20 protein-coding genes and 2 pseudogenes are annotated in these 19,499 nt (G+C 72.3%); 20 read left to right on the plus strand and 2 right to left on the minus strand.

The genetic code is table 11. From position 1 onward, the window contains the following. Positions 1-68: 68 nt before the first annotated feature. Positions 69-2,027, plus strand: a complete 1,959-nt coding sequence (ftsH, locus tag AB0398_RS04280) for an ATP-dependent zinc metalloprotease FtsH (protein ID WP_366372222.1) — start codon at positions 69-71, stop codon at positions 2,025-2,027. 57 nt (positions 2,028-2,084) lie between these two features. Here the strand turns inward: ftsH and AB0398_RS04285 are convergent, their stop codons facing one another. Continuing rightward, complete coding sequence (locus AB0398_RS04285) at positions 2,085-2,816, minus strand: methyltransferase domain-containing protein (protein WP_366372223.1); 732 nt, start codon at positions 2,814-2,816, stop codon at positions 2,085-2,087. A 476-nt stretch (positions 2,817-3,292) separates the two neighbouring features. On the opposite strand from AB0398_RS04285, the gene AB0398_RS04290 reads away from it, so the two are divergent. The 17 genes and pseudogenes from AB0398_RS04290 (at position 3,293) to AB0398_RS04370 (ending at position 16,679) form a co-directional block, all read left to right on the plus strand. Beyond that, positions 3,293-3,886 carry a hypothetical protein gene (locus tag AB0398_RS04290; RefSeq protein ID WP_030223094.1) on the plus strand — a complete coding sequence of 198 codons (594 nt, stop codon included), beginning with the start codon at positions 3,293-3,295 and terminating at the stop codon, positions 3,884-3,886. Positions 3,887-4,040: 154 nt separating this feature from the next. Continuing rightward, on the plus strand, positions 4,041-4,484 hold the full coding sequence (gene rpsP, locus AB0398_RS04295) for a 30S ribosomal protein S16 (protein WP_366372224.1): 444 nt from the start codon (positions 4,041-4,043) through the stop codon (positions 4,482-4,484). Positions 4,485-4,486: 2 nt separating this feature from the next. Continuing rightward, a complete protein-coding gene (locus AB0398_RS04300; RefSeq protein ID WP_020868149.1) occupies positions 4,487-4,726 on the plus strand; it encodes an RNA-binding protein in 240 nt (79 codons plus the stop codon). A 108-nt stretch (positions 4,727-4,834) separates the two neighbouring features. After that, positions 4,835-5,431, plus strand: a complete 597-nt coding sequence (gene rimM, locus AB0398_RS04305; RefSeq protein ID WP_366372225.1) for a ribosome maturation factor RimM — start codon at positions 4,835-4,837, stop codon at positions 5,429-5,431. Then, positions 5,428-6,249, plus strand: a complete 822-nt coding sequence (trmD, locus tag AB0398_RS04310; protein ID WP_366372226.1) for a tRNA (guanosine(37)-N1)-methyltransferase TrmD — start codon at positions 5,428-5,430, stop codon at positions 6,247-6,249. The genes rimM and trmD overlap by 4 nt, the downstream gene beginning before the upstream one ends. Before the next feature lie 128 nt (positions 6,250-6,377). Further along, positions 6,378-6,728, plus strand: coding sequence for a 50S ribosomal protein L19 (gene rplS / locus AB0398_RS04315; protein ID WP_030223083.1), 351 nt, complete (start codon positions 6,378-6,380; stop codon positions 6,726-6,728). Between the two features lie 69 nt (positions 6,729-6,797). Next, on the plus strand, positions 6,798-7,745 hold the full coding sequence (gene lepB, locus AB0398_RS04320) for a signal peptidase I (protein WP_366372227.1): 948 nt from the start codon (positions 6,798-6,800) through the stop codon (positions 7,743-7,745). Then, positions 7,738-8,722, plus strand: a pseudogene (lepB, locus tag AB0398_RS04325) (signal peptidase I). Before lepB (AB0398_RS04320) ends, lepB (AB0398_RS04325) begins: the two are co-directional and overlap by 8 nt. Further along, on the plus strand, positions 8,691-9,611 hold the full coding sequence (gene lepB, locus AB0398_RS04330; RefSeq protein WP_366372358.1) for a signal peptidase I: 921 nt from the start codon (positions 8,691-8,693) through the stop codon (positions 9,609-9,611). Before lepB (AB0398_RS04325) ends, lepB (AB0398_RS04330) begins: the two are co-directional and overlap by 32 nt. A 53-nt stretch (positions 9,612-9,664) precedes the next feature. Next, entirely contained in the window at positions 9,665-10,459 is a 795-nt protein-coding gene (lepB, locus tag AB0398_RS04335) for a signal peptidase I (protein WP_366372228.1), read from the plus strand. After that, on the plus strand, positions 10,456-11,013 hold the full coding sequence (locus AB0398_RS04340) for an NUDIX hydrolase (RefSeq protein WP_366372229.1): 558 nt from the start codon (positions 10,456-10,458) through the stop codon (positions 11,011-11,013). The genes lepB (AB0398_RS04335) and AB0398_RS04340 overlap by 4 nt, the downstream gene beginning before the upstream one ends. Positions 11,014-11,068: 55 nt before the next feature. Next, positions 11,069-11,377 carry a DUF2469 domain-containing protein gene (locus tag AB0398_RS04345; protein WP_005311352.1) on the plus strand — a complete coding sequence of 103 codons (309 nt, stop codon included), beginning with the start codon at positions 11,069-11,071 and terminating at the stop codon, positions 11,375-11,377. Positions 11,378-11,644: 267 nt separating this feature from the next. Further along, positions 11,645-12,007, plus strand: a pseudogene (locus AB0398_RS04350) (YraN family protein); the annotation flags it as partial. A 1-nt stretch (position 12,008) separates the two neighbouring features. Beyond that, positions 12,009-13,622: a YifB family Mg chelatase-like AAA ATPase gene (locus AB0398_RS04355; protein WP_366372230.1), complete on the plus strand. Its 1,614-nt coding sequence runs from the start codon at positions 12,009-12,011 to the stop codon at positions 13,620-13,622. Beyond that, positions 13,619-14,977, plus strand: a complete 1,359-nt coding sequence (gene dprA / locus AB0398_RS04360) for a DNA-processing protein DprA (protein WP_366372231.1) — start codon at positions 13,619-13,621, stop codon at positions 14,975-14,977. Before AB0398_RS04355 ends, dprA begins: the two co-directional genes overlap by 4 nt. 245 nt (positions 14,978-15,222) lie before the next feature. Then, entirely contained in the window at positions 15,223-16,059 is an 837-nt protein-coding gene (gene whiG / locus AB0398_RS04365; RefSeq protein ID WP_030223055.1) for an RNA polymerase sigma factor WhiG, read from the plus strand. 53 nt (positions 16,060-16,112) lie between these two features. Then, positions 16,113-16,679 carry a helix-turn-helix domain-containing protein gene (locus tag AB0398_RS04370; RefSeq protein ID WP_366372359.1) on the plus strand — a complete coding sequence of 189 codons (567 nt, stop codon included), beginning with the start codon at positions 16,113-16,115 and terminating at the stop codon, positions 16,677-16,679. A gap of 131 nt (positions 16,680-16,810) precedes the next feature. Here the strand turns inward: AB0398_RS04370 and AB0398_RS04375 are convergent, their stop codons facing one another. Continuing rightward, positions 16,811-17,275: a M23 family metallopeptidase gene (locus AB0398_RS04375; protein ID WP_366372232.1), complete on the minus strand. Its 465-nt coding sequence runs from the start codon at positions 17,273-17,275 to the stop codon at positions 16,811-16,813. Between the two features lie 253 nt (positions 17,276-17,528). Between AB0398_RS04375 and rpsB the strand changes: the two genes are divergently transcribed. Continuing rightward, positions 17,529-18,446, plus strand: a complete 918-nt coding sequence (gene rpsB, locus AB0398_RS04380; RefSeq protein ID WP_366372233.1) for a 30S ribosomal protein S2 — start codon at positions 17,529-17,531, stop codon at positions 18,444-18,446. 109 nt (positions 18,447-18,555) lie between these two features. After that, a complete protein-coding gene (gene tsf, locus AB0398_RS04385) occupies positions 18,556-19,392 on the plus strand; it encodes a translation elongation factor Ts (protein WP_366372234.1) in 837 nt (278 codons plus the stop codon). Positions 19,393-19,499 lie beyond the last annotated feature (107 nt).

Raw genomic sequence — 19,499 nt, forward strand, 5'->3', positions numbered from 1 at the left:
ACCGCCCGTGATGCCCGGTTCCTCCCGCTCTTCGATACTGGGGCCACTGCCGCCCCGAGGAGAGTCACGTGGCCGACCCCGCACCCCCGCGCGACCGGACCGACCAGCCCTGGCGCTCGGAAGGGGCCCCGCCGCCCCCGTCGCCGAAGAAGCGGATGCCGGGCGGCTGGGGCGGACTGATCCTCACCGCCCTCGTCGTGTACCTGATCACCAACATCGTCCTGTCGTTCTTCAACGACGGCGACGGCCCGACGATCTCGTACACCGAGTTCGACAAGCAGGTCGCCGCCGGGAACGTCACCAAGATCTACTCCAAGGGCGACGCGATCCAGGGGCAGCTGAAGGACAAGCGGCCCGTCCCCGACGGCGAGGGCGACTACACCAAGTTCACCACCCAGCGGCCCGCCTTCGCCGACGACGACCTATGGGCACAGCTGACCAGGCAGAACGTCGTGGTCACGGCCGAGCCGGTCGTCCAGGAGCGCAGCTTCCTCGCCAATCTGCTCCTCTCGCTCGCCCCGATGCTGCTGCTCGTCCTGCTCTGGGTGTTCATCGCCCGCCGGATGAGCGCGGGCATGGGCGGCGCCGGCGGCATGCTGGGCCGCAAACAGCCGCCCAAGCCGGTGGAGCTGGAGACCGGGAAGCGCACCACCTTCGCCGACGTGGCCGGCATCGACGAGGTCGAGGGCGAGCTCAACGACGTCGTCGACTTCCTCAGGAACCCGGACGCCTACCGGGCGATGGGCGCCAAGATGCCCCGCGGCGTGCTCCTCGCCGGGCCTCCCGGCACCGGCAAGACGCTCCTCGCGCGGGCCGTCGCCGGCGAGGCCGGGGTGCCGTTCTTCTCGGCCTCCGCCTCCGGGTTCATCGAGATGATCGTGGGCGTGGGCGCCTCCCGGGTGCGGGAACTGTTCGCCGAGGCCCGCAAGGTCGCCCCGGCGATCGTCTTCATCGACGAGATCGACACCATCGGCCGGGCCCGGGGCGGCGGCTCCGGGATGGGCGGCCACGACGAGCGCGAGCAGACCCTCAACCAGATCCTCACCGAGATGGACGGCTTCACCGGCTCCGAGGGGGTCGTCGTCCTCGCCGCCACCAACCGCGCCGACGTCCTGGACCCCGCCCTCACCCGGCCCGGCCGCTTCGACCGGATCGTCCACGTCAACCCGCCGGACCGGGGCGGCCGCGAGGCCATCCTGCGCATCCACACCCGGGAGATCCCGCTCGCCAAGGACGTCGACCTGGAGCAGGTGGCCCGCACGACCCCCGGCATGACCGGTGCCGAGCTCGCCAACCTCGCCAACGAGGCCGCGCTCCTGGCGGTCAAGCGCGAGCAGAAGGCCGTCACGCAGTCCGATCTGTCCGACGCCCTGGAGAAGGTCCAGCTCGGCGCGGAACGGCCCCTCGTGATGCCGGAGGAGGAGCGGCGGCGGACCGCGTACCACGAGAGCGGCCACGCCCTGCTCGGCATGCTCCAGCCCGGCGCCGACCCGGTCCGGAAGGTCACCATCGTGCCGCGCGGCCGGGCCCTGGGCGTCACCCTGTCGACCCCCGACGCCGACAAGTACGCCTACACCGAGGAGTACCTGCGCGGCCGGATCGTCGGGGCCCTCGGCGGGATGGCGGCCGAGCAGATCGTCTTCGGGGTGATCACCACCGGTGCCGAGAGCGATCTGGAGCAGGTCACCAACATCGCCCGGGGCATGGCGGGCCGGTGGGGCATGAGCGAGAGCGTCGGCCGCCTCACCGCCATCCCGAGCGACGCCCAGCAGGCGTACGGCCTGTCGGCGGCCCCCGCGACCCTGGACACCGTCGACCGGGAGATGCGGCGGATCGTCGACGAGTGCTACGAGGTGGCGCTGCGGCAGCTCGACGACCACCGGGACAGGCTGGACGCCCTGGCCGAGGCCCTCCTCGCGAACGAGACCCTGGACGAGGGCGCGGCCTACCGCGCGGCGGGCATCGCCCGCCCGTCCCCGGGCCCCGAGCCGGGCGTGGGCCCGAACCCGGAGCGGCCGGGGGCGTGACGGGAGCGGCGCGCACGGGCCCCAGGGCCCGTCCGGCGGACCGGGGTCGGACGGGCCTCAGGGCGTGCGGGCGATCACGTACCGGAAGACGTTCGGCATCCACACCGTCCCGTCCGGGCGGACGTACGGGGCGAGCGCCTCCTCGATCTCCTTCTCCACCTGGGACGGGTCGGTCGCCAGGACCGCCTCGTCGAAGGCGCCCGTCGACAGCAGGCCCCGCACCGCGCTGCCCTCGTCGGCGTATCCGAAGGGGCAGGCCACCCGGCCCGAACCGGCCGGGCGCAGCCCCGCCGCGGTCGCGAGCGCGTCCAGGTCGGGCCCGAGGCCCGAGGAGGGGCGGCGGTCGGCGAGCCGGGCCGCGACCCGCAGGACCGGCTCCGTGGCGCACCGCTCGGGCGGCCCCCAGCCGGCGAGGACGACGGTCGTGCCCGGCTGGGCCGTACGGGTGACCGCCGTCAGCTCCGGGAGCAGGGCGTCCGTCGCGTGGAAGGCGGTGACCACGTCGTACGGGGCGCACTCCGGCGGCCCGTCGGTGACGACGACGTCCTCCGGGAGCCGCTCCCTGGCCAGCTCCACGCGCGCGTGGTCCCGGTCCGCGCCGGCCACCCGGGCGCCCCGCGCGGCCGCCATGAGGAGGGCCAGGCCCGAGCCGCAGCCCAGGCCCAGGACCCGGGAGTTCCCGCCCACGCCGAGGCGGTCGTACACCGCGTCGTAGAGGGGGACGAGCATCCGTTCCTGGATCTCGGCCCAGTCGCGCGCCGGGTGGTGCGGGACGAGCGTAGGTGTCATGGATAAGCGCCCCAATCAGTGCTCGGACGACAGCCCCCCGTAGTCAGGGAACTGCGCATCGGGGGCCGCGTCCAGTGGTCGGGGCCGACCGATTCGTCCGGGGGAGGGGCGGTGTGCGCCCGCGCACGCGCACCCGGTAATCTCCCCGCAACACTTCGTACCCGCTCCGGACCTCCGGACGGAGGGGCCCACGCGCCCGGCCCCTTCGAACGGGGGAGGGCGCACGCGCGCGGACCCTTCGAACGAAGGAGGTCCCGCGCGCCGGGGCCCTTCGGGCGAGGGGCGTGCGTAGGCGGCCCGCACTCCGGGGCGTATGCGTCACTACGTACGGGCTTGACGCCTCCCGCGCGGCTTCTCCGCAGTTCGGCGCACTGGCCCTCGTCGGGACGCATCAATCGCAAACTGACTGGTAAGTGCAAAATATTTGGGATGCCCCGGAATGGAACCCGGGGGCACTCCGGCTCGTTGTACCCGACGTGAGCACGACACCACCTGTTCTCGCCGCAGAGCTGGCACAGGCGTGGGCCGACATTCAGCGGCACCACCCCGAGCTGCCCGACCTTGCCGCGCCCGAATCCCTCATCGGAGAGTCCTCGTCCGCCTGCGGCGCCGAGCTCTCCTTCGAACGACTCCTCCACGAGGCGGTCCACGGCATCGCCGCCGCCAGAGGCGTCCGCGACACCTCCCGCGCCGGCCGCTACCACAACCGCCGCTTCCTCGCGATCGCCGAGGAGATGGGCCTCGACCACCCCGAGGAGCCGCACGCCAGCAGCGGCTTCTCCCTGGTCACGCTCAACGCGGAGGCCAGGCGGCGCTACCGGCCCACCATCGAACGGCTCCAGCGCGCCCTCAAGGCCCACACGGTCGCCACGGCCGCCGACACCAAGCGCTCCTTCCGCGGACCGGCCGCCCGGCACGGATCCTCGGGCGGCGGCGTGCGGGTCAAGGCCGTCTGCGACTGCGGGCGCAACGTGCGCGTGGTCCCGTCGGTGCTCGCCCAGGCCCCGATCGTCTGCGGCGGCTGCGGCAAGCCCTTCCGCATCCCGGAGACGGTGGGCGCCGCCAACTGACCCCGCGGCGTGTGGCACAATGGCTAGCTGTACTCGACAGTCGCACAGGACCCCTCTCTCCTCCGGCTGACGCGTCCATCGGGCATCCGAGTACCGCAACCCCACGTGGCATCTCAAGTGCCCAACCACGTCAAGACCAGGAGACACCACTCCAGTGGCAGTCAAGATCAAGCTCAAGCGCCTCGGCAAGATCCGCCAGCCGCACTACCGCATCGTCGTCGCCGACTCCCGCACCCGTCGTGACGGTCGCGCGATCGAGGAGATCGGCCTCTACCACCCGACGTACAACCCGTCGCGTATCGAGGTCGACTCCGAGCGTGCGCAGTACTGGCTGTCCGTCGGCGCCCAGCCGACCGAGCCGGTCCTCGCCATCCTGAAGCTCACCGGCGACTGGCAGAAGGCCAAGGGCCTCCCGGCCCCCGAGAAGGCCCTGCTCGTCCCCGCCACGAAGGAGGCGAAGCGCGCCTCGTTCGACGAGTTCGCGAAGACCCTCGAGGGCGGCGACGACAAGGGTGAGGCCATCACCCCGAAGGCCAAGAAGGCCGACAAGAAGGCGGACGAGGCCGAGGCCGAGTCCACCGAGTCGACCGAGGCCTGATCATGCTCGAGGAGGCTCTCGAGCACCTCGTGAAGGGCATCGTCGACAACCCCGACGAGGTGCAGGTCGCCTCGCGCAACCTGCGCCGGGGCCGCGTGCTGGAGGTCCGGGTCCACCCCGACGACCTCGGCAAGGTGATCGGCCGCAACGGCCGCACCGCGCGTGCGCTGCGCACCGTCGTGGGGGCCATCGGCGGCCGTGGGATCCGGGTCGACCTCGTCGACGTGGACCAGGTCCGCTGAGAAGGTCGGCAGCATCACCTTGAGTTGTGCCGGCACGGGCCGGGGAGGGCTTACGAGCCCGCCCCGGCCCGTTGTCGTACGAGCTGTGTGACAGGAGAGAGTGAAGCAGTGCAGTTGGTAGTCGCGCGGATCGGGCGCGCCCACGGCATCAAGGGCGAGGTCACCGTCGAGGTGCGCACGGACGAGCCCGAGCTCAGGCTCGGCCCCGGCGCCGTCCTGCTCACCGACCCGGCCTCCACCGGGCCGCTGACCATCGAGACCGGTCGCGTCCACAGCGGCCGCCTGTTGCTGCGCTTCGAGGGCGTCCGCGACCGCACCGGCGCCGAGGCCCTGCGCAACACCCTCCTCATCGCCGAGGTCGACCCCACGGAGATGCCCGAGGAGGAGGACGAGTACTACGACCACCAGCTCATCGACCTCGACGTGGTCCTCGCCGACGGCACCGAGATCGGGCGCATCACCGAGATCTCCCACCTGCCGTCCCAGGACCTCTTCATTGTCGAACGCCCTGACGGCACCGAGCTGATGGTCCCCTTCGTCGGGGAGATCGTCACCGAGATCGACCTGGAGGAGCAGCGGGCCGTGATCGACCCGCCGCCCGGCCTGATCGACGACCGCGCCGAGATCGCCTCCTCCCGCGAGGACGAGGCCGGTTCCTCCGAGGAGTCCGGCTCCTCCGAGGAGTCCGGCGAGGAGCGGGCATGAGGCTCGACGTCGTCACGATCTTCCCCGAGTACCTCGAACCGCTGAACGTCTCCCTCGTCGGCAAGGCACGCGCGCGCGGACAGCTCGACGTCCACGTCCACGACCTGCGCGCGTGGACGTACGACCGGCACAACACGGTCGACGACACCCCGTACGGCGGCGGCCCCGGCATGGTCATGAAGACCGGGCCCTGGGGCGACGCGCTCGACCAGACCCTCGCCGACGGCTACGAGGGCGGCGCCCACGGCCCCGTCCTCGTCGTCCCCACCCCCAGCGGCCGCCCCTTCACCCAGGAACTGGCCGTCGAACTCTCCGAGCGGCCCTGGCTGATCTTCACCCCGGCCCGCTACGAGGGCATCGACCGCCGGGTCATGGACGAGTACGCGACCCGGATGCCGGTCTACGAGGTATCCATCGGCGACTACGTCCTGGCCGGCGGAGAGGCCGCCGTCCTCGTCGTCACCGAGGCCGTCGCCCGCCTCCTGCCCGGCGTCCTCGGCAACGCCGAGTCCCACCGGGACGACTCCTTCGCCCCCGGGGCCATGGCCAACCTCCTGGAGGGCCCCGTCTACACCAAGCCCCCCGAGTGGCGCGGCCGCGGCATCCCCGACGTCCTCGTCAGCGGCCACCACGGGAAGATCTCCCGCTGGCGGCGCGACGAGGCCTTCCGCCGTACCGCCGCCCACCGGCCCGACCTCATCGAGCGCTGCGACCCGGCCGCCTTCGACAAGAAGGACCGGGAGATCCTCTCCATGATGGGGTGGGCCCCCGAGCCCGGCGGCCGATTTTGGCGCAGGGTCGAGGGCGTGGAAGAATAGGCCGCTGCCGTCCGTCCGGCGCGCGCCCCTGCCACAGGGGGAACGACGCCGCCAGGAGCGGACGGTCCTCGAAACCACTTCGAACGTACCGCTGATGACCTGTGGCATCAGCGAGGAAAGAGACCTCCATGGCCTCCCTGCTCGACCAGGTCAACGCGGCTTCGCTCCGCTCCGACCTCCCCGCCTTCCGCCCGGGCGACACCGTCAACGTGCACGTCCGCGTCATCGAGGGCAACCGCTCCCGTATCCAGCAGTTCAAGGGCGTCGTCATCCGCCGCCAGGGCTCGGGCGTCAGCGAGACCTTCACGGTCCGCAAGGTCTCGTTCTCCGTCGGCGTCGAGCGCACCTTCCCGGTCAACAGCCCGATCTTCGAGAAGATCGAGCTCGTGACCCGCGGTGACGTGCGCCGTGCCAAGCTCTACTACCTCCGCGAGCTGCGCGGCAAGGCCGCCAAGATCAAGGAGAAGCGCGACCGCTGAGCCCCGGCTCCCGGCACGCACCGCGCTTCCGGTTCCCCTCACAGACAGGCCGGATAGGCTTGTCCGGCGATGGACACCGAAGCACAGCACACGGAGCGCGGCCCTTCCCCCGACGCGGAACCCGACAGGGTTTCCGGTACGGGGGAAGGGCCGCGCTCCGCGCGCGTTTCCGGGGGCTCCGGGGGCTTCGCGGGACCCGAACTCCCTGGCGCCTCCGGGACTTCCGAGGGCTCCGAGCCCTCCGAACGCTCCGAGGGCCCCGAGCCCGTCGAGGACTCCGAGGACCCCGAGTCCGCCGATGCCTCCGACGGCGCGCCCTCCTGGCGGCGCACGGCGCTCGTGGGCGGCGCCTGCGTGGTCTTCCTGCTGCTCCTGAGCCACTTCGTGGCGCAGCCGTTCCTGATCCCCAGCCGCTCCATGGAGCCGACGCTCCGGGTCGGCGACCGGATCCTGGTGAACAAACTGGCGTACCGCTTCGGGGACGAACCGCGCCGCGGCGACGTCGTCGTCTTCGACGGCACCGGCTCCTTCGTGCGGGAGGAGCCCGAGGGCGACCCCGTCACCGGCCTGCTGCGCGACGGGGCGGCCGCCCTCGGACTCGCCGAGCCCGCCGAGACCGACTTCGTGAAGCGGGTCGTCGGCACCGGCGGCGACCGGGTCGTCTGCTGCGACGAGGACGGCCGGCTCACCGTCAACGGCACCGTCGTCGTGGAGCGTCACCTGATGCCCGGCGACCAGCCCTCCAGCGTGCCCTTCGACATCGTCGTCCCCCCGGACCGGCTCTGGGTGATGGGCGACCACCGCAGCCAGTCCAGCGACTCCCGGGACCACCTGGGCAGCCCCGGCGGCGGCATGGTGCCCGTCGACAAGGTCGTCGGACGCGCCGACTGGATCGCCTGGCCCTTCGGCCGCTGGAGCGGCGTGGCGGGCACGGACGCCTTCGACGCCGTACCGGCGCCACCGGCCGGCGGACACCCGACGGGGCCGGCGGCCCCGGGAACGGGGAGCCGTGGGTAGCCGGGGCCGGCCGGCCGGCCGGGCCGCCCACGCGCCCGAGCAGGGGTCCGTACTGCCCGGCCGGGCCGAGCGGCGCAAGCTCGCCCGCAAGGTCAAGCGGCGCCGGCAGCGCTCGGCGATCCGGGAGATCCCGATCCTGGTCACGGTCGCCGTGCTCATCGCCCTCGTCCTCAAGACCTTCCTCGTCCAGGCGTTCGTCATCCCCTCCGGCTCCATGGAGCAGACGATCCGGATCCAGGACCGGGTCCTCGTCGACAAGCTCACCCCCTGGTTCGGCTCCCGCCCGCAGCGCGGCGACGTCGTCGTCTTCAAGGACCCCGGCAACTGGCTCCACCAGGACCCCGTGCCGCCCGCCGACGACCCCGTCGGCGTCAAACAGGCCAAGCAGGCCCTGACCTTCATCGGACTGCTGCCCTCCGCCGACGAGCAGGACCTCATCAAGCGGGTCGTGGCCGTCGGCGGCGACACCGTCCGCTGCTGCGGCGAGGACGGGCGGCTCACCGTCAACGGCGTACCGCTGGACGAGCCGTACCTGCACCCGGGGAACGCGCCGTCCACCATCCCCTTCGAGGTGAAGGTCCCCGAGGGCCGGATCTTTGTCCTCGGCGACCACCGCTCGGACTCGGCCGACTCCCGCTTCCACCTCGACGAGAAGGACCACGGCACCGTCGCGGAGGAGCAGGTCGTGGGGCGTGCCGTGGTGATCGCCTGGCCCATCGGCCACTGGCGGGGCCTGGAGGAGCGGGACACCTTCGCCGGAGTTCCGGACGCCCGTGCGGGTTCCGGTGAGGCGTCCGGTCCGTCGCATAGTGTGTCCCAGCGGAATCTGAACGGATTGCCCGGGCTCCCGACCCCTGCGGAACTTCTGCTCGTTATGGGAGTGGTGGGCTCGTCCCTGTTCCGGGGCGGGCGTTCGCACGGACTTGAGGAGTGGATGTGGGGGATTTGGCCGTCGGCGCACGATCCGGACACGATGAGCCCGAGAAGAGGGCCGACGAGGCCAGGGGCGACGACGTGACGGGTGACGACGTGACGGGTGACAGGGTGCCGCACGGCGATGGCGCGCCGCGCGACGACGAGGCGGGCGGGTCCGGCAGGGCCCCCAAGAAGCAGCGTTCCTTCTGGAAGGAACTGCCCCTCCTCGTCGGCATCGCACTGGTGCTCGCGCTGCTGATCAAGACCTTCCTGGTGCAGGCGTTCTCGATCCCCTCGGAATCGATGATGAACACCCTCAAGAAGGGCGACCGGGTCCTCGTCGACAAGCTGACGCCGTGGTTCGGCTCCGAGCCCGAGCGCGGCGAGGTCGTCGTCTTCCACGACCCGGGCGGCTGGCTGGAGACCGCGGAGACGCCCAAGCCGAACGTCGTGCAGAAGTTCCTCAGCTTCATCGGCCTCATGCCGTCCGCCGAGGAGAAGGACCTCATCAAGCGCGTCATCGCGGTCGGCGGCGACACCGTCTCCTGCAAGGAGGGCGGCAAGGTCGTCCTCAACGGGGTGCCGCTCGACGAGACCTCGTACCTCTACCCCGGCTCCGTGCCCTGCCAGGACTCCTTCGGTCCGATCAAGGTCCCCGAGGGCCGCATCTGGGTCATGGGCGACAACCGCCAGAACTCCCTGGACTCCCGCTTCCACCAGGAGCTCCCCGGTGGCGGCACCGTCGCCGAGGACCTGGTCGTGGGCCGCGCCGTCGTCGTCGCCTGGCCGGTCACCCGCTGGGCCACGCTCCCCGTGCCCGGCATCTTCGACAACCCCGCCCTGAACAAGGCGGCGGCCGCCGCCCCGCTCGGCGCGGCGAGCGTCGCCGGAGCGCTCCCGCTGGTGCTGTGGCGCCGGAAGAAGCAGCTCGCGCGGCATACCGCCGAGTAACGACCCGCGGGTAGTGTGCCGTCCCGGACCGTCGACAGACCTCTGGGGTGCACATGAGCGGAACCATAGGGACCAAGGACGGCCACGGCCGCCTCGGCAGCGTGCTGTCGGGGCTGGCCGTGGCCGTCGGCTGTGCGCTCTTCCTCGGCGGGTTCGTCTGGGGAGCCCTGGTCTACCGGCCGTACACCGTCCCCACCGACTCCATGACCCCCACCCTCGACGTCAACTCCCGCGTGCTCGCCGAGCGGGTCGACGGGACCGAGGTGAAGCGCGGCGACGTCGTCGTCTTCAACGACCCCCTGTGGGGCTCCTCGCCCATGGTCAAGCGCGTCGTGGCCGTCGGCGGCGACACCGTCGCCTGCTGCGACGGGGGCGGGCGGCTCACCGTCAACGGCAGGGCCGTCGACGAGCCGTACCTCGGGCCGGGCATGGACGGCCGGAAGATCGCTTCCGACAAGGAGTTCTCCGTGACGGTCCCCGGGGACAGCCTCTTCCTCCTCGGCGACGACCGGCACACCTCCCTCGACTCCCGCACCCACCTCGAAGAGGCCGGCCAGGGCTCGGTGCCCCGCTCCACGGTCGTCGCCCGGGTCGACGCCGTCGTCTGGCCCGCCAAGGGCCTCCTGGACCGCCCGGCCGCCTTCGCCGACCTCCCGGGCGGCCTCTCGGAGCCGGGACCGTTCACGACCCTCCTCGCGGTGATCGCGGCCGGCGGCATACTGGTCTTCGCGGGGGCCGCGTACGGGCCGGTGGCACGGCTCCTGGGCCGGCGACCGGGCGGACGGGGGGCCGGGGTCGGGGCCAGGGCTGATGCCGGGGCCGGTCCCGGGGAGAGGACAGGGGCATGACGGAGCGGGGGCGGGGCGCGGGGACGGGTCCGGAGGGGGAAATCGAGGTTCGGGCGGACGCGGGGACCGTGGTGCGGAAGGTCGCGCGGGTCGTCCTGCTCGACCCCGACGACCGCGTCCTGCTGCTGCACGGACACGAGCCCGACGACCCCGGCCTCTCCTGGTGGTTCACCCCCGGCGGGGGCCTGGAGGGCGACGAGACCCGGGAGAAGGCGGCACTGCGCGAACTCGCGGAGGAGACCGGCATCACCGACGTCGACCTCGGACCCGTCCTCTGGACCCGGCACTGCTCCTTCCCCTTCGACGGACGCCGCTGGGACCAGGACGAGTGGTACTACCTCGCCCGCACCCGCAGGACCGATGCCGCGCCCGGTCCGCAGACCCTCACGGAACTGGAGACCCGCAGCCTCTCGGGCCTGAGATGGTGGACCTCCGCCGAACTGTCGGCCGCCCGTGAGACGGTGTACCCGACCAGACTCGCCGAGCTGCTGCGCACGCTGCTCGACGAGGGACCTCCGCCCGCACCGGTCGTCCTCGCCCCGGAAATCGTCTAGGGACGCGTACGACTGGCGCACAATGGGGGGACGCACGGCTGAAGGGGAACATGCCATGAGCGCCGAGGACCTCGAGAAGTACGAGACCGAGATGGAGCTGAAGCTCTACCGGGAGTACCGCGACGTCGTCGGCCTGTTCAAATACGTGATCGAGACCGAGCGACGCTTCTACCTCACCAACGACTACGAGATGCAGGTGCACTCGGTGCAGGGCGAGGTCTTCTTCGAGGTCAGCATGGCCGACGCCTGGGTCTGGGACATGTACAGGCCGGCCAGGTTCGTCAAGCAGGTCCGCGTCCTCACGTTCAAGGACGTGAACATCGAGGAGCTCAACAAGAGCGACCTCGAACTCCCCGGCAGCTGAGGGCGGCGGCAGGAGCGCTGCGGGAAGACCACCTCCGCGGGCCCCTCTCGCGGGTCACCCCCTCGCGGCTCACCCCCACGGGTGAGGGAGTTCTCCACAGCCTCTCGCCCGTCCACAGCGCCGCACACGGAACGCGCCGCCCCGTCACAGTCGGTGACGGAGGTGGTCCGTATGAACACGACCGGCACGACTGATACGACTGACCCGACTGGTACCGCTGATACGACCGGCGGCACGACCGGTACGACCGGTACGACCGGCAAGAGCAGCGCCACCCGCGCGCTCGGACGGTACGGAGAGGAGCTGGCGGCCCGCCGGCTCACCGCGACCGGCATGCACGTCCTCGCCCGCAACTGGCGCTGCGGCCGGACCGGCGAGATCGACATCGTCGCCCGCGACGGCGACACCCTCGTCATCTGCGAGGTCAAGACCCGGCGCCACGGCGCCTACGAACACCCGATGGCCGCCGTCACGCCCCGCAAGGCCGAACGGCTCCGCCGCCTCGCCGACTGCTGGCTCGACCGCAGCGGCACCCCGGCACCCGCCGGCGGCGTCCGCATCGACCTCGTCGGCGTCGTCCTGCCCCGCCGGGGCGCCCCCGTCCTCACCCACGCCCAGGGGGTGGCCTGAGATGGGATTCGCCCGCACCTGCTCCGTCGCCCTCGTCGGCGTCGAGGGCGTCGTCGTCGAAGTACAGGCCGACCTCGAACCCGGCGTCGCCGCCTTCGCCCTCGTCGGCCTCCCCGACAAGAGCCTCACCGAGAGCCGCGACCGCGTCCGCGCCGCCGTCGTGAACTCCGGCGCCGAATGGCCCCAGAAGAAACTCACCGTCGGCCTCAGCCCGGCATCCGTCCCGAAGGGCGGCAGCGGCTTCGACCTGGCCGTCGCCGCCGCCGTCCTCGGCGCCGCCGAGCGCATCGACCCGCGCACCATCGCCGACCTCGTCCTCATCGGCGAACTCGGACTCGACGGCCGCGTCCGCCCCGTCCGCGGCATCCTGCCCGCCGTCCTCGCCGCCGCCGACGCCGGATACCGGCAGGTCGTCGTCCCCGAACAGACCGCCGGCGAGGCCTCGCTCGTCCCCGGCGTCTCCGTCCTCGGCGTCCGCAGCCTCCGCCAGCTGATCGCCGTCCTCACCGACGAACCCGTCCCCGACGAGGAACCCACCGAGGAGGGACGGCCCGACGCCATGCTCGCCGGCCTCCTCGTCCCCGGCGCCGGCATCGGCACCGGACTCTCCGCCGACCCCGCCGAAGGCCCCGACCTCGCCGACGTCGCCGGCCAGCACCACGCCCGCCGCGCCCTGGAGATCTCCGCCGCCGGCAGCCACCACCTCCTGCTCTCCGGACCGCCCGGAGCGGGAAAGACCATGCTGGCCGAACGCCTCCCCGGCATCCTCCCGCCCCTCAGCCGACAGGAGTCCCTGGAAGTCACCGCCGTCCACTCCGTCGCCGGCATCCTCCCGCCCGGCGAACCCCTCGTCCGCCGCGCCCCCTACTGCGCGCCCCACCACTCCGCCACCATGCAGTCCCTCGTCGGCGGCGGAAACGGCCTCCCCAGGCCCGGCGCCGTCTCCCTCGCCCACCGCGGCATCCTCTTCCTGGACGAAGCCCCCGAATTCTCGGGCAAGGCGCTCGACGCGCTCCGCCAGCCCCTCGAATCCGGGCACGTCGTCATCGCCCGCGCCGCCGGCGTCGTCCGCCTCCCCGCCCGCTTCCTCCTCGCCCTCGCCGCCAACCCCTGCCCCTGCGGACGGCACACCCTGCACGGCGCCGGCTGCGAATGCCCGCCCGCGCTCGTCCGCCGCTACCAGGCGCGCCTCTCCGGGCCCCTGCTCGACCGGGTCGACCTCCGCGTCGAGGCCGAGCCCGTCACCCGCGCCGACCTCCTCGGGCAGGGCGGCCGGGGAGAGACCACCGCCGCCGTCGCCGCGCGCGTCCGCGAGGCCCGCGACCGGGCCGCCACCCGTCTCGCCGACACCCCCTGGAGGGTCAACAGCGAGATCCCCGGCCATGAGCTCCGCACCCGCTACCACACCGCGCCCGGAGCCCTCGCCGAAGCCGAACGCGACATCGAACGCGGACTCCTCACCGCCCGCGGCCTCGACCGCGTCCTGCGCGTCGCCTGGACCGTCGCCGACCTGGCCGGACACGACCGGCCCGACGCCCGTGACGTCGCCCTCGCCCTGGAGATGCGCACCGGCGTCGCCCGCGGCGTGCCCGTCGGAACGGGGGGCCGCGCATGATCCCCACCGCGCCCGCCGCCTTGCCCTCCACCGCACCCATGGACGAACGGCTCGCCCGCGCCGTTCTCACCCGCGCCGTCGAACCCGGCGACGAACACGCCGGCCGCTGGATCCGCCGGTACGGAGCCGTCGGCTTCCTCGAACGGCTCCTCCGGCCCGACGACGACATCCTTACCGGCGACGACACTTGCCCCGACGAACGCATCCGTACTGACGGCGGCATCCGTACCGGTGACCGCACCCGTTCCGAAGACGGCACCCACCTCGAAGACGCCCCCCACCCCGCCGACGGCGCCCGTCCCGACGGCACCTGCCCCGGAGGCGCCCGGCCCGGCGGAGACCCCTTCCCCGGCACCGGCCGCAAACGCGTCGCCTCCTGGCGCCTGCGCGCCACCGCCGCTGAACCCGCCCGCGACCTCGACACCGTCCACGCCCTCGGCGGCCGCTTCCTCGTCCCCGGCGACACCGAATGGCCCCGGCAACTCGACGACCTCGGCGACGCCCGCCCCATCGGCCTCTGGCTCCGGGGCCCCGCCGACCTGCGCACCTGGGCCCTGCGCTCCGTCGCCCTCGTCGGCGCCCGCGCCTGCACCCCCTACGGCGCCCACACCGCCACCGACCTCGCCACCGGCCTCGCGAAAAAGGGCTGGGTCGTCGTCTCCGGGGCCGCCTACGGCATCGACGGCGCCGCCCACCGGGGAGCCCTCGCCGCCGACGGCGCCACCGTCGCCGTCCTCGCCTGCGGCGTCGACGTCCCCTACCCCCGGGGCCACGACCGGCTCATCCGGCGCATCACCGAACAGGGCCTCGTCGTAGGAGAGTTGCCGCCCGAAAGCCACCCGACCCCCAGCCGCTTCATCCTTCGCAACCGCGTCATCGCCGCCCTCACCCGCGGAACCGTCGTCGTCGAGGCGCAGCACCGCAGCGGCTCCCTCTCCACCGCCCGTGCCGCCGCCCGGCTCGGCCGCCACACCATGGGCGTACCCGGACCGGTCACCAGCGCGCTCTCCGCGGGCGTCCACGAACTCCTGCGCGGCGACGCCACCCTCGTCACCGACGCCGAGGAGATCGTCGAACTCGTCGGGGACATGGGCCAGCTCGCTCCGGCGCGCCGAGGACCCGTCCTTCCCCGGGACCTCCTCGCCCCCGCCACGGCACACGTCCTGGAGGCCGTGCCCGCCCGCGGCCCCACCTCCACCACCGCCATCGCCCGCCGCGCCGGCACCCACCCCGACGAGACCCTCGCCAAGCTGTACGAACTCCACTCCCTCGGCTTCGTCGAACGGTACGGAGACGGATGGCGGTTGACGAACACCGCCACACAAGCGTCGAACGCGCGGCGAGGCGGTACTTGACCCGGAGCATTCGGGTGAAAAGGTGAAGGCGATGAACGACCGAGCCCTCTCGGCCGCACCCGAGGGGCCGACCCGCGCCACGGCCCCCGTTCGAAGATGCGGTCGACGGCGTCCACCCGGAGCGGCGCGATCCACCGGTGTTCGCTCACCGCGACGGCACACTCACGCTACGCTCACCGGGATTCCCTCCACGACACCCGCACCCGCCCCGACACACCCGACAGCAGAACGGCTCAAGGCAACGCATGCCCCAGCACACCTCCGGGTCTGACCGCGCTGCGGTGCCCCCAGCGGCCCGGGGCACCGTGCGACCGCCCGCACCGACCTCCCTCGACGAGCTGTGGCGGTCGTACAAGGACACGGGCGACGAGCGGCTGCGGGAGCAGCTGATCCTGCACTACTCGCCCCTCGTCAAGTACGTCGCGGGACGGGTCAGCGTCGGGCTGCCGTCCAACGTGGAACAGGCCGACTTCGTCTCCTCCGGAGTCTTCGGCCTCATCGACGCCATCGAGAAGTTCGACGTCGAGCGCGCCATCAAGTTCGAGACGTACGCCATCACCCGCATCCGCGGCGCCATGATCGACGAGCTCCGCGCCCTCGACTGGATCCCGCGCTCCGTCCGCCAGAAGGCGCGCAACGTCGAACGCGCCTACGCCACCCTGGAGGCCCAGCTCCGCCGCACCCCCTCCGAGAGCGAGGTCGCCGCGGAGATGGACATCACACTGGAGGAACTGCACTCGGTTTTCAGCCAGTTGTCCCTGGCCAACGTGGTCGCCCTGGAGGAGCTGCTGCACGTCGGCGGCGAGGGCGGCGACCGGCTCTCCCTGATGGACACGCTGGAGGACACGGCAGCCGACAACCCCGTCGAGATCGCCGAGGACCGCGAGCTGCGCCGGCTGCTCGCCCGCGCCATCAACACGCTCCCCGAACGCGAGAAGACGGTCGTCACCCTCTACTACTACGAGGGCCTCACGCTCGCCGAGATCGGCCACGTCCTCGGCGTCACCGAGAGCCGCGTCAGCCAGATCCACACCAAATCCGTCCTCCAGCTCCGGGCCAAGCTGGCCGACGTAGGACGCTGAGCGCCGCGGTCCGGTCGTACAGTGGAGCCGTGCCCAGGATTCGAGCGGCCTCCGTGGCCGAGCACCGGACGATGCAGCGCGGCGCCCTGCTGGACGCCGCGCGTTCCCTGCTGTCCGAGGGCGGGACGGAGGCGCTGACCTTCCCCGCACTCGCCGAGCGCACGGGCCTCGCCCGCTCGTCGGTCTACGAGTACTTCCGATCGCGCGCCGCCGTAGTCGAGGAGCTGTGCGCCGTCGACTTCCCGGTCTGGGCCGCCGAGGTCGAGCTGGCCATGGCCGACGCGGAGACGCCCCAGGGCAAGGTCGAGGCGTACGTCCGCAAGCAGCTGGAACTGGTCGGGGACCGGCGTCACCGCGCGGTCGTCGCCATCTCCGCCGGCGAGCTGGACGACGGCGCCCGCGAGAAGATCCGCGCCGCCCACGGCGGCCTCGTCTCCATGGTCGTCGAAGCCCTCGCCGCCCTGGGACAGTCCCGGCCCCGCCTGGGCGCCATGCTCCTCCAGGGCGTCGTCGACGCGGCCGTCCGCCGCCTCGAACTCGGCGCGGCCGAGGACCCCGCGGAGATCACCGAGGCGGCGGTCACGATGGCCCTCCACGGGGTCAACGGCTCCCCGGCCTGACCGCTCGAAGAAAATCCGGGGGCTTCCCTTCCCCCGCCCCCTCCCTCCCCCCTCCCCACCCACCCCTCACCCCCTCCGCCCCCACCCCCGCTCCAGCCCCCCTCCACCCCCGCCCCGAACCCACTCCGAACTCACCCCAGCGGCAGCAGCCGCGACGGCCCCCGTTTCGTCAGGAGCAGCGGGTTCAGGTACCGGTCGCCTCTGAGGAGGCCCCAGTGGAGGCAGGTCTCCGGGCAGTGGGTGCCGGGGGCGACCCGGGCGATCGGGGTGCCGGCGGCGACGGTGGTGCCGGCCGGGACCAGCGGGGTCACCGGGGAGAAGGTCGTGCGCAGTGGGGGAGAGCCCGTGCCCGGGAGGGTGAGGGTGAGGACGCCCCGGCCGCCGACCGGGCCCGCGAAGGTGACCGTGCCGGCCGTGGGGGCCAGGACCGGTGTGTCCGGCGGTGCGGCGAGGTCGACGCCGCGGTGACCCGCGGCGTACGGGCCCGGCGGGGGCTGCCAGCCGCGGACGATCTCGGGCGGGGGCGGGCCGCCCACCGGCCAGAAGGGGCCGAGGGCCAGGAGCAGGGTCGTGAGGCAGGTCGTCGCGAAGTACATGGGGGAAGGTTCTCCCGGGCGTCCGGTTCGTAGGGCTCGTGGACGGTTTCTGTGGACTACTCACCGGTTGTGGACAGGGCCGTCACCCGCTGCCCCCGGGGTCCCGTACACTTCCTATGGCGACTCGGGTCACCGGGTCGACTTCGCACGCCCCGCCACGGTCCTCAGGCGGTGGCAGCGCCTTTCGGTCCCTCGTGGGCATGGCGCGCCGGGGCGTCAGGAACACAACCGAGAAACCCAAGGAGATACGGCCATGGCCGTCGTCACGATGCGGGAGCTGCTGGAGAGCGGCGTCCACTTCGGTCACCAGACCCGTCGCTGGAACCCGAAGATGAAGCGCTTCATCTTCACCGAGCGCAACGGCATCTACATCATCGACCTGCTCCAGTCGCTGTCGTACATCGACCGCGCCTACGAGTTCGTCAAGGAGACCGTCGCGCACGGCGGCTCCATCATGTTCGTCGGTACGAAGAAGCAGGCCCAGGAGGCCATCGCCGAGCAGGCGACGCGCGTCGGCATGCCGTACGTCAACCAGCGTTGGCTCGGTGGCATGCTCACCAACTTCTCCACCGTCTACAAGCGTCTGCAGCGCCTCAAGGAGCTCGAGCAGATCGACTTCGAGGACGTCGCCGCCTCGGGTCTCACCAAGAAGGAGCTCCTGGTCCTCTCGCGCGAGAAGGCCAAGCTGGAGAAGACCCTCGGTGGTATCCGCGAGATGCAGAAGGTGCCGAGCGCCGTCTGGATCGTCGACACCAAGAAGGAGCACATCGCCGTCGGTGAGGCGCGCAAGCTCCACATCCCGGTCGTCGCGATCCTCGACACCAACTGCGACCCCGACGAGGTCGACTACAAGATCCCGGGCAACGACGACGCGATCCGCTCCGTCACCCTGCTCACCCGCGTGATCGCCGACGCCGTCGCCGAGGGCCTCATCGCCCGTTCCGGCGCCGCGACCGGCGACTCGAAGCCGGGCGAGAAGGCCCAGGGCGAGCCGCTCGCCGAGTGGGAGCGCGACCTGCTCGAGGGTGAGAAGAAGGCCGACGAGACCGAGGCCCCGGCTCCGGCCGCCGCCGAGGCCGAGGCCGCCGAGGTCCAGACCTCCGCCGAGACCGAGAAGGTCGCGGACGCCGAGGCCGCCGACGCTCCGGCCGAGGCCGCCGAGCAGGCCTGACCCTTCAGGACCCAGGTCCTTCGGGTGACGACGGCGGGGGCCCACGAAGCCCCCGCCGTCCTCCCGTGGATCCGCCCGATCTTTCAGACTTCGAGAGAGAAACAGACTCATGGCGAACTACACCGCCGCTGACGTCAAGAAGCTCCGCGAGCTCACCGGCGCCGGCATGATGGACTGCAAGAAGGCCCTGGACGAGGCCGACGGCGACGTCGACAAGGCCGTAGAGGCCCTGCGCATCAAGGGCCAGAAGGGTGTCGCCAAGCGTGAGGGCCGCTCCGCCGAGAACGGCGCCGTGGTCTCCCTCATCGCCGACGACAACACCTCCGGCGTCCTCGTCGAGCTGAAGTGCGAGACGGACTTCGTCGCCAAGGGCGACAAGTTCCAGGCCGTCGCCAACCAGCTGGCCGCGCACGTCGCCGCCACCGCCCCGGCCGACCTGGAGGCGCTGCTCGCCTCCGAGATCGAGCCCGGCAAGACCGTGCAGGCCTTCGTGGACGAGGCCAACGCCAACCTCGGCGAGAAGATCGTCCTCGACCGCTTCACGCAGTACGCCGACGGCTTCGTCTTCGCGTACATGCACCGCACGATGCCCGACCTGCCGCCGCAGATCGGTGTCCTCGTCGAGTTCGACAAGGCCGACGCCGCCGTCGCCAAGGGCGTCGCCCAGCACATCGCCGCCTTCGCGCCGAAGTACCTCACCCGTGAGGACGTCCCGGCCGAGGTCGTCGAGTCCGAGCGCCGCATCGCCGAGGAGACCACCCGCGCCGAGGGCAAGCCCGAGGCCGCGATCGCCAAGATCGTCGAGGGTCGCGTCAACGGCTTCTTCAAGGACGCCACGCTGCTCGGCCAGCCGTACGCCCTGGACAACAAGAAGTCCGTCCAGCAGATCCTGGACGAGGCCGGCGTCACCCTGAAGCGCTTCAGCCGCATCAAGGTCGGCATCTGAGTCCGGTCGCGAACGCGACGGACACCGGACCCCGGTAGGGTCTGAAGCAGTCGTCCGCGCCCGCGCAGGACGACCGCAGATCTGACGAGGAGGCCATTGCCGCACGG

Source organism: Streptomyces sp. NPDC086147 (genome assembly GCF_040702165.1).
Classification (GTDB): domain Bacteria; phylum Actinomycetota; class Actinomycetes; order Streptomycetales; family Streptomycetaceae; genus Streptomyces.

Bases quoted from the DNA above. Each gene is read 5' to 3' on its own strand.
- rpsB (WP_366372233.1), top strand. From the start codon at position 17,529: ATGGCCGTCGTCACGATGCGGGAGCTGCTGGAGAGCGGCGTCCACTTC.
- whiG (WP_030223055.1), top strand. From the start codon at position 15,223: ATGCCCCAGCACACCTCCGGGTCTGACCGCGCTGCGGTGCCCCCAGCG.
- AB0398_RS04285 (WP_366372223.1), bottom strand. From the start codon at position 2,816: ATGACACCTACGCTCGTCCCGCACCACCCGGCGCGCGACTGGGCCGAG.
- rplS (WP_030223083.1), top strand. From the start codon at position 6,378: ATGGCCTCCCTGCTCGACCAGGTCAACGCGGCTTCGCTCCGCTCCGAC.
- dprA (WP_366372231.1), top strand. From the start codon at position 13,619: ATGATCCCCACCGCGCCCGCCGCCTTGCCCTCCACCGCACCCATGGAC.
- AB0398_RS04375 (WP_366372232.1), bottom strand. From the start codon at position 17,275: ATGTACTTCGCGACGACCTGCCTCACGACCCTGCTCCTGGCCCTCGGC.
- AB0398_RS04345 (WP_005311352.1), top strand. From the start codon at position 11,069: ATGAGCGCCGAGGACCTCGAGAAGTACGAGACCGAGATGGAGCTGAAG.
- AB0398_RS04355 (WP_366372230.1), top strand. From the start codon at position 12,009: ATGGGATTCGCCCGCACCTGCTCCGTCGCCCTCGTCGGCGTCGAGGGC.
- tsf (WP_366372234.1), top strand. From the start codon at position 18,556: ATGGCGAACTACACCGCCGCTGACGTCAAGAAGCTCCGCGAGCTCACC.
- lepB (WP_366372228.1), top strand. From the start codon at position 9,665: ATGAGCGGAACCATAGGGACCAAGGACGGCCACGGCCGCCTCGGCAGC.
- AB0398_RS04300 (WP_020868149.1), top strand. From the start codon at position 4,487: ATGCTCGAGGAGGCTCTCGAGCACCTCGTGAAGGGCATCGTCGACAAC.
- lepB (WP_366372227.1), top strand. From the start codon at position 6,798: ATGGACACCGAAGCACAGCACACGGAGCGCGGCCCTTCCCCCGACGCG.
- AB0398_RS04340 (WP_366372229.1), top strand. From the start codon at position 10,456: ATGACGGAGCGGGGGCGGGGCGCGGGGACGGGTCCGGAGGGGGAAATC.
- trmD (WP_366372226.1), top strand. From the start codon at position 5,428: ATGAGGCTCGACGTCGTCACGATCTTCCCCGAGTACCTCGAACCGCTG.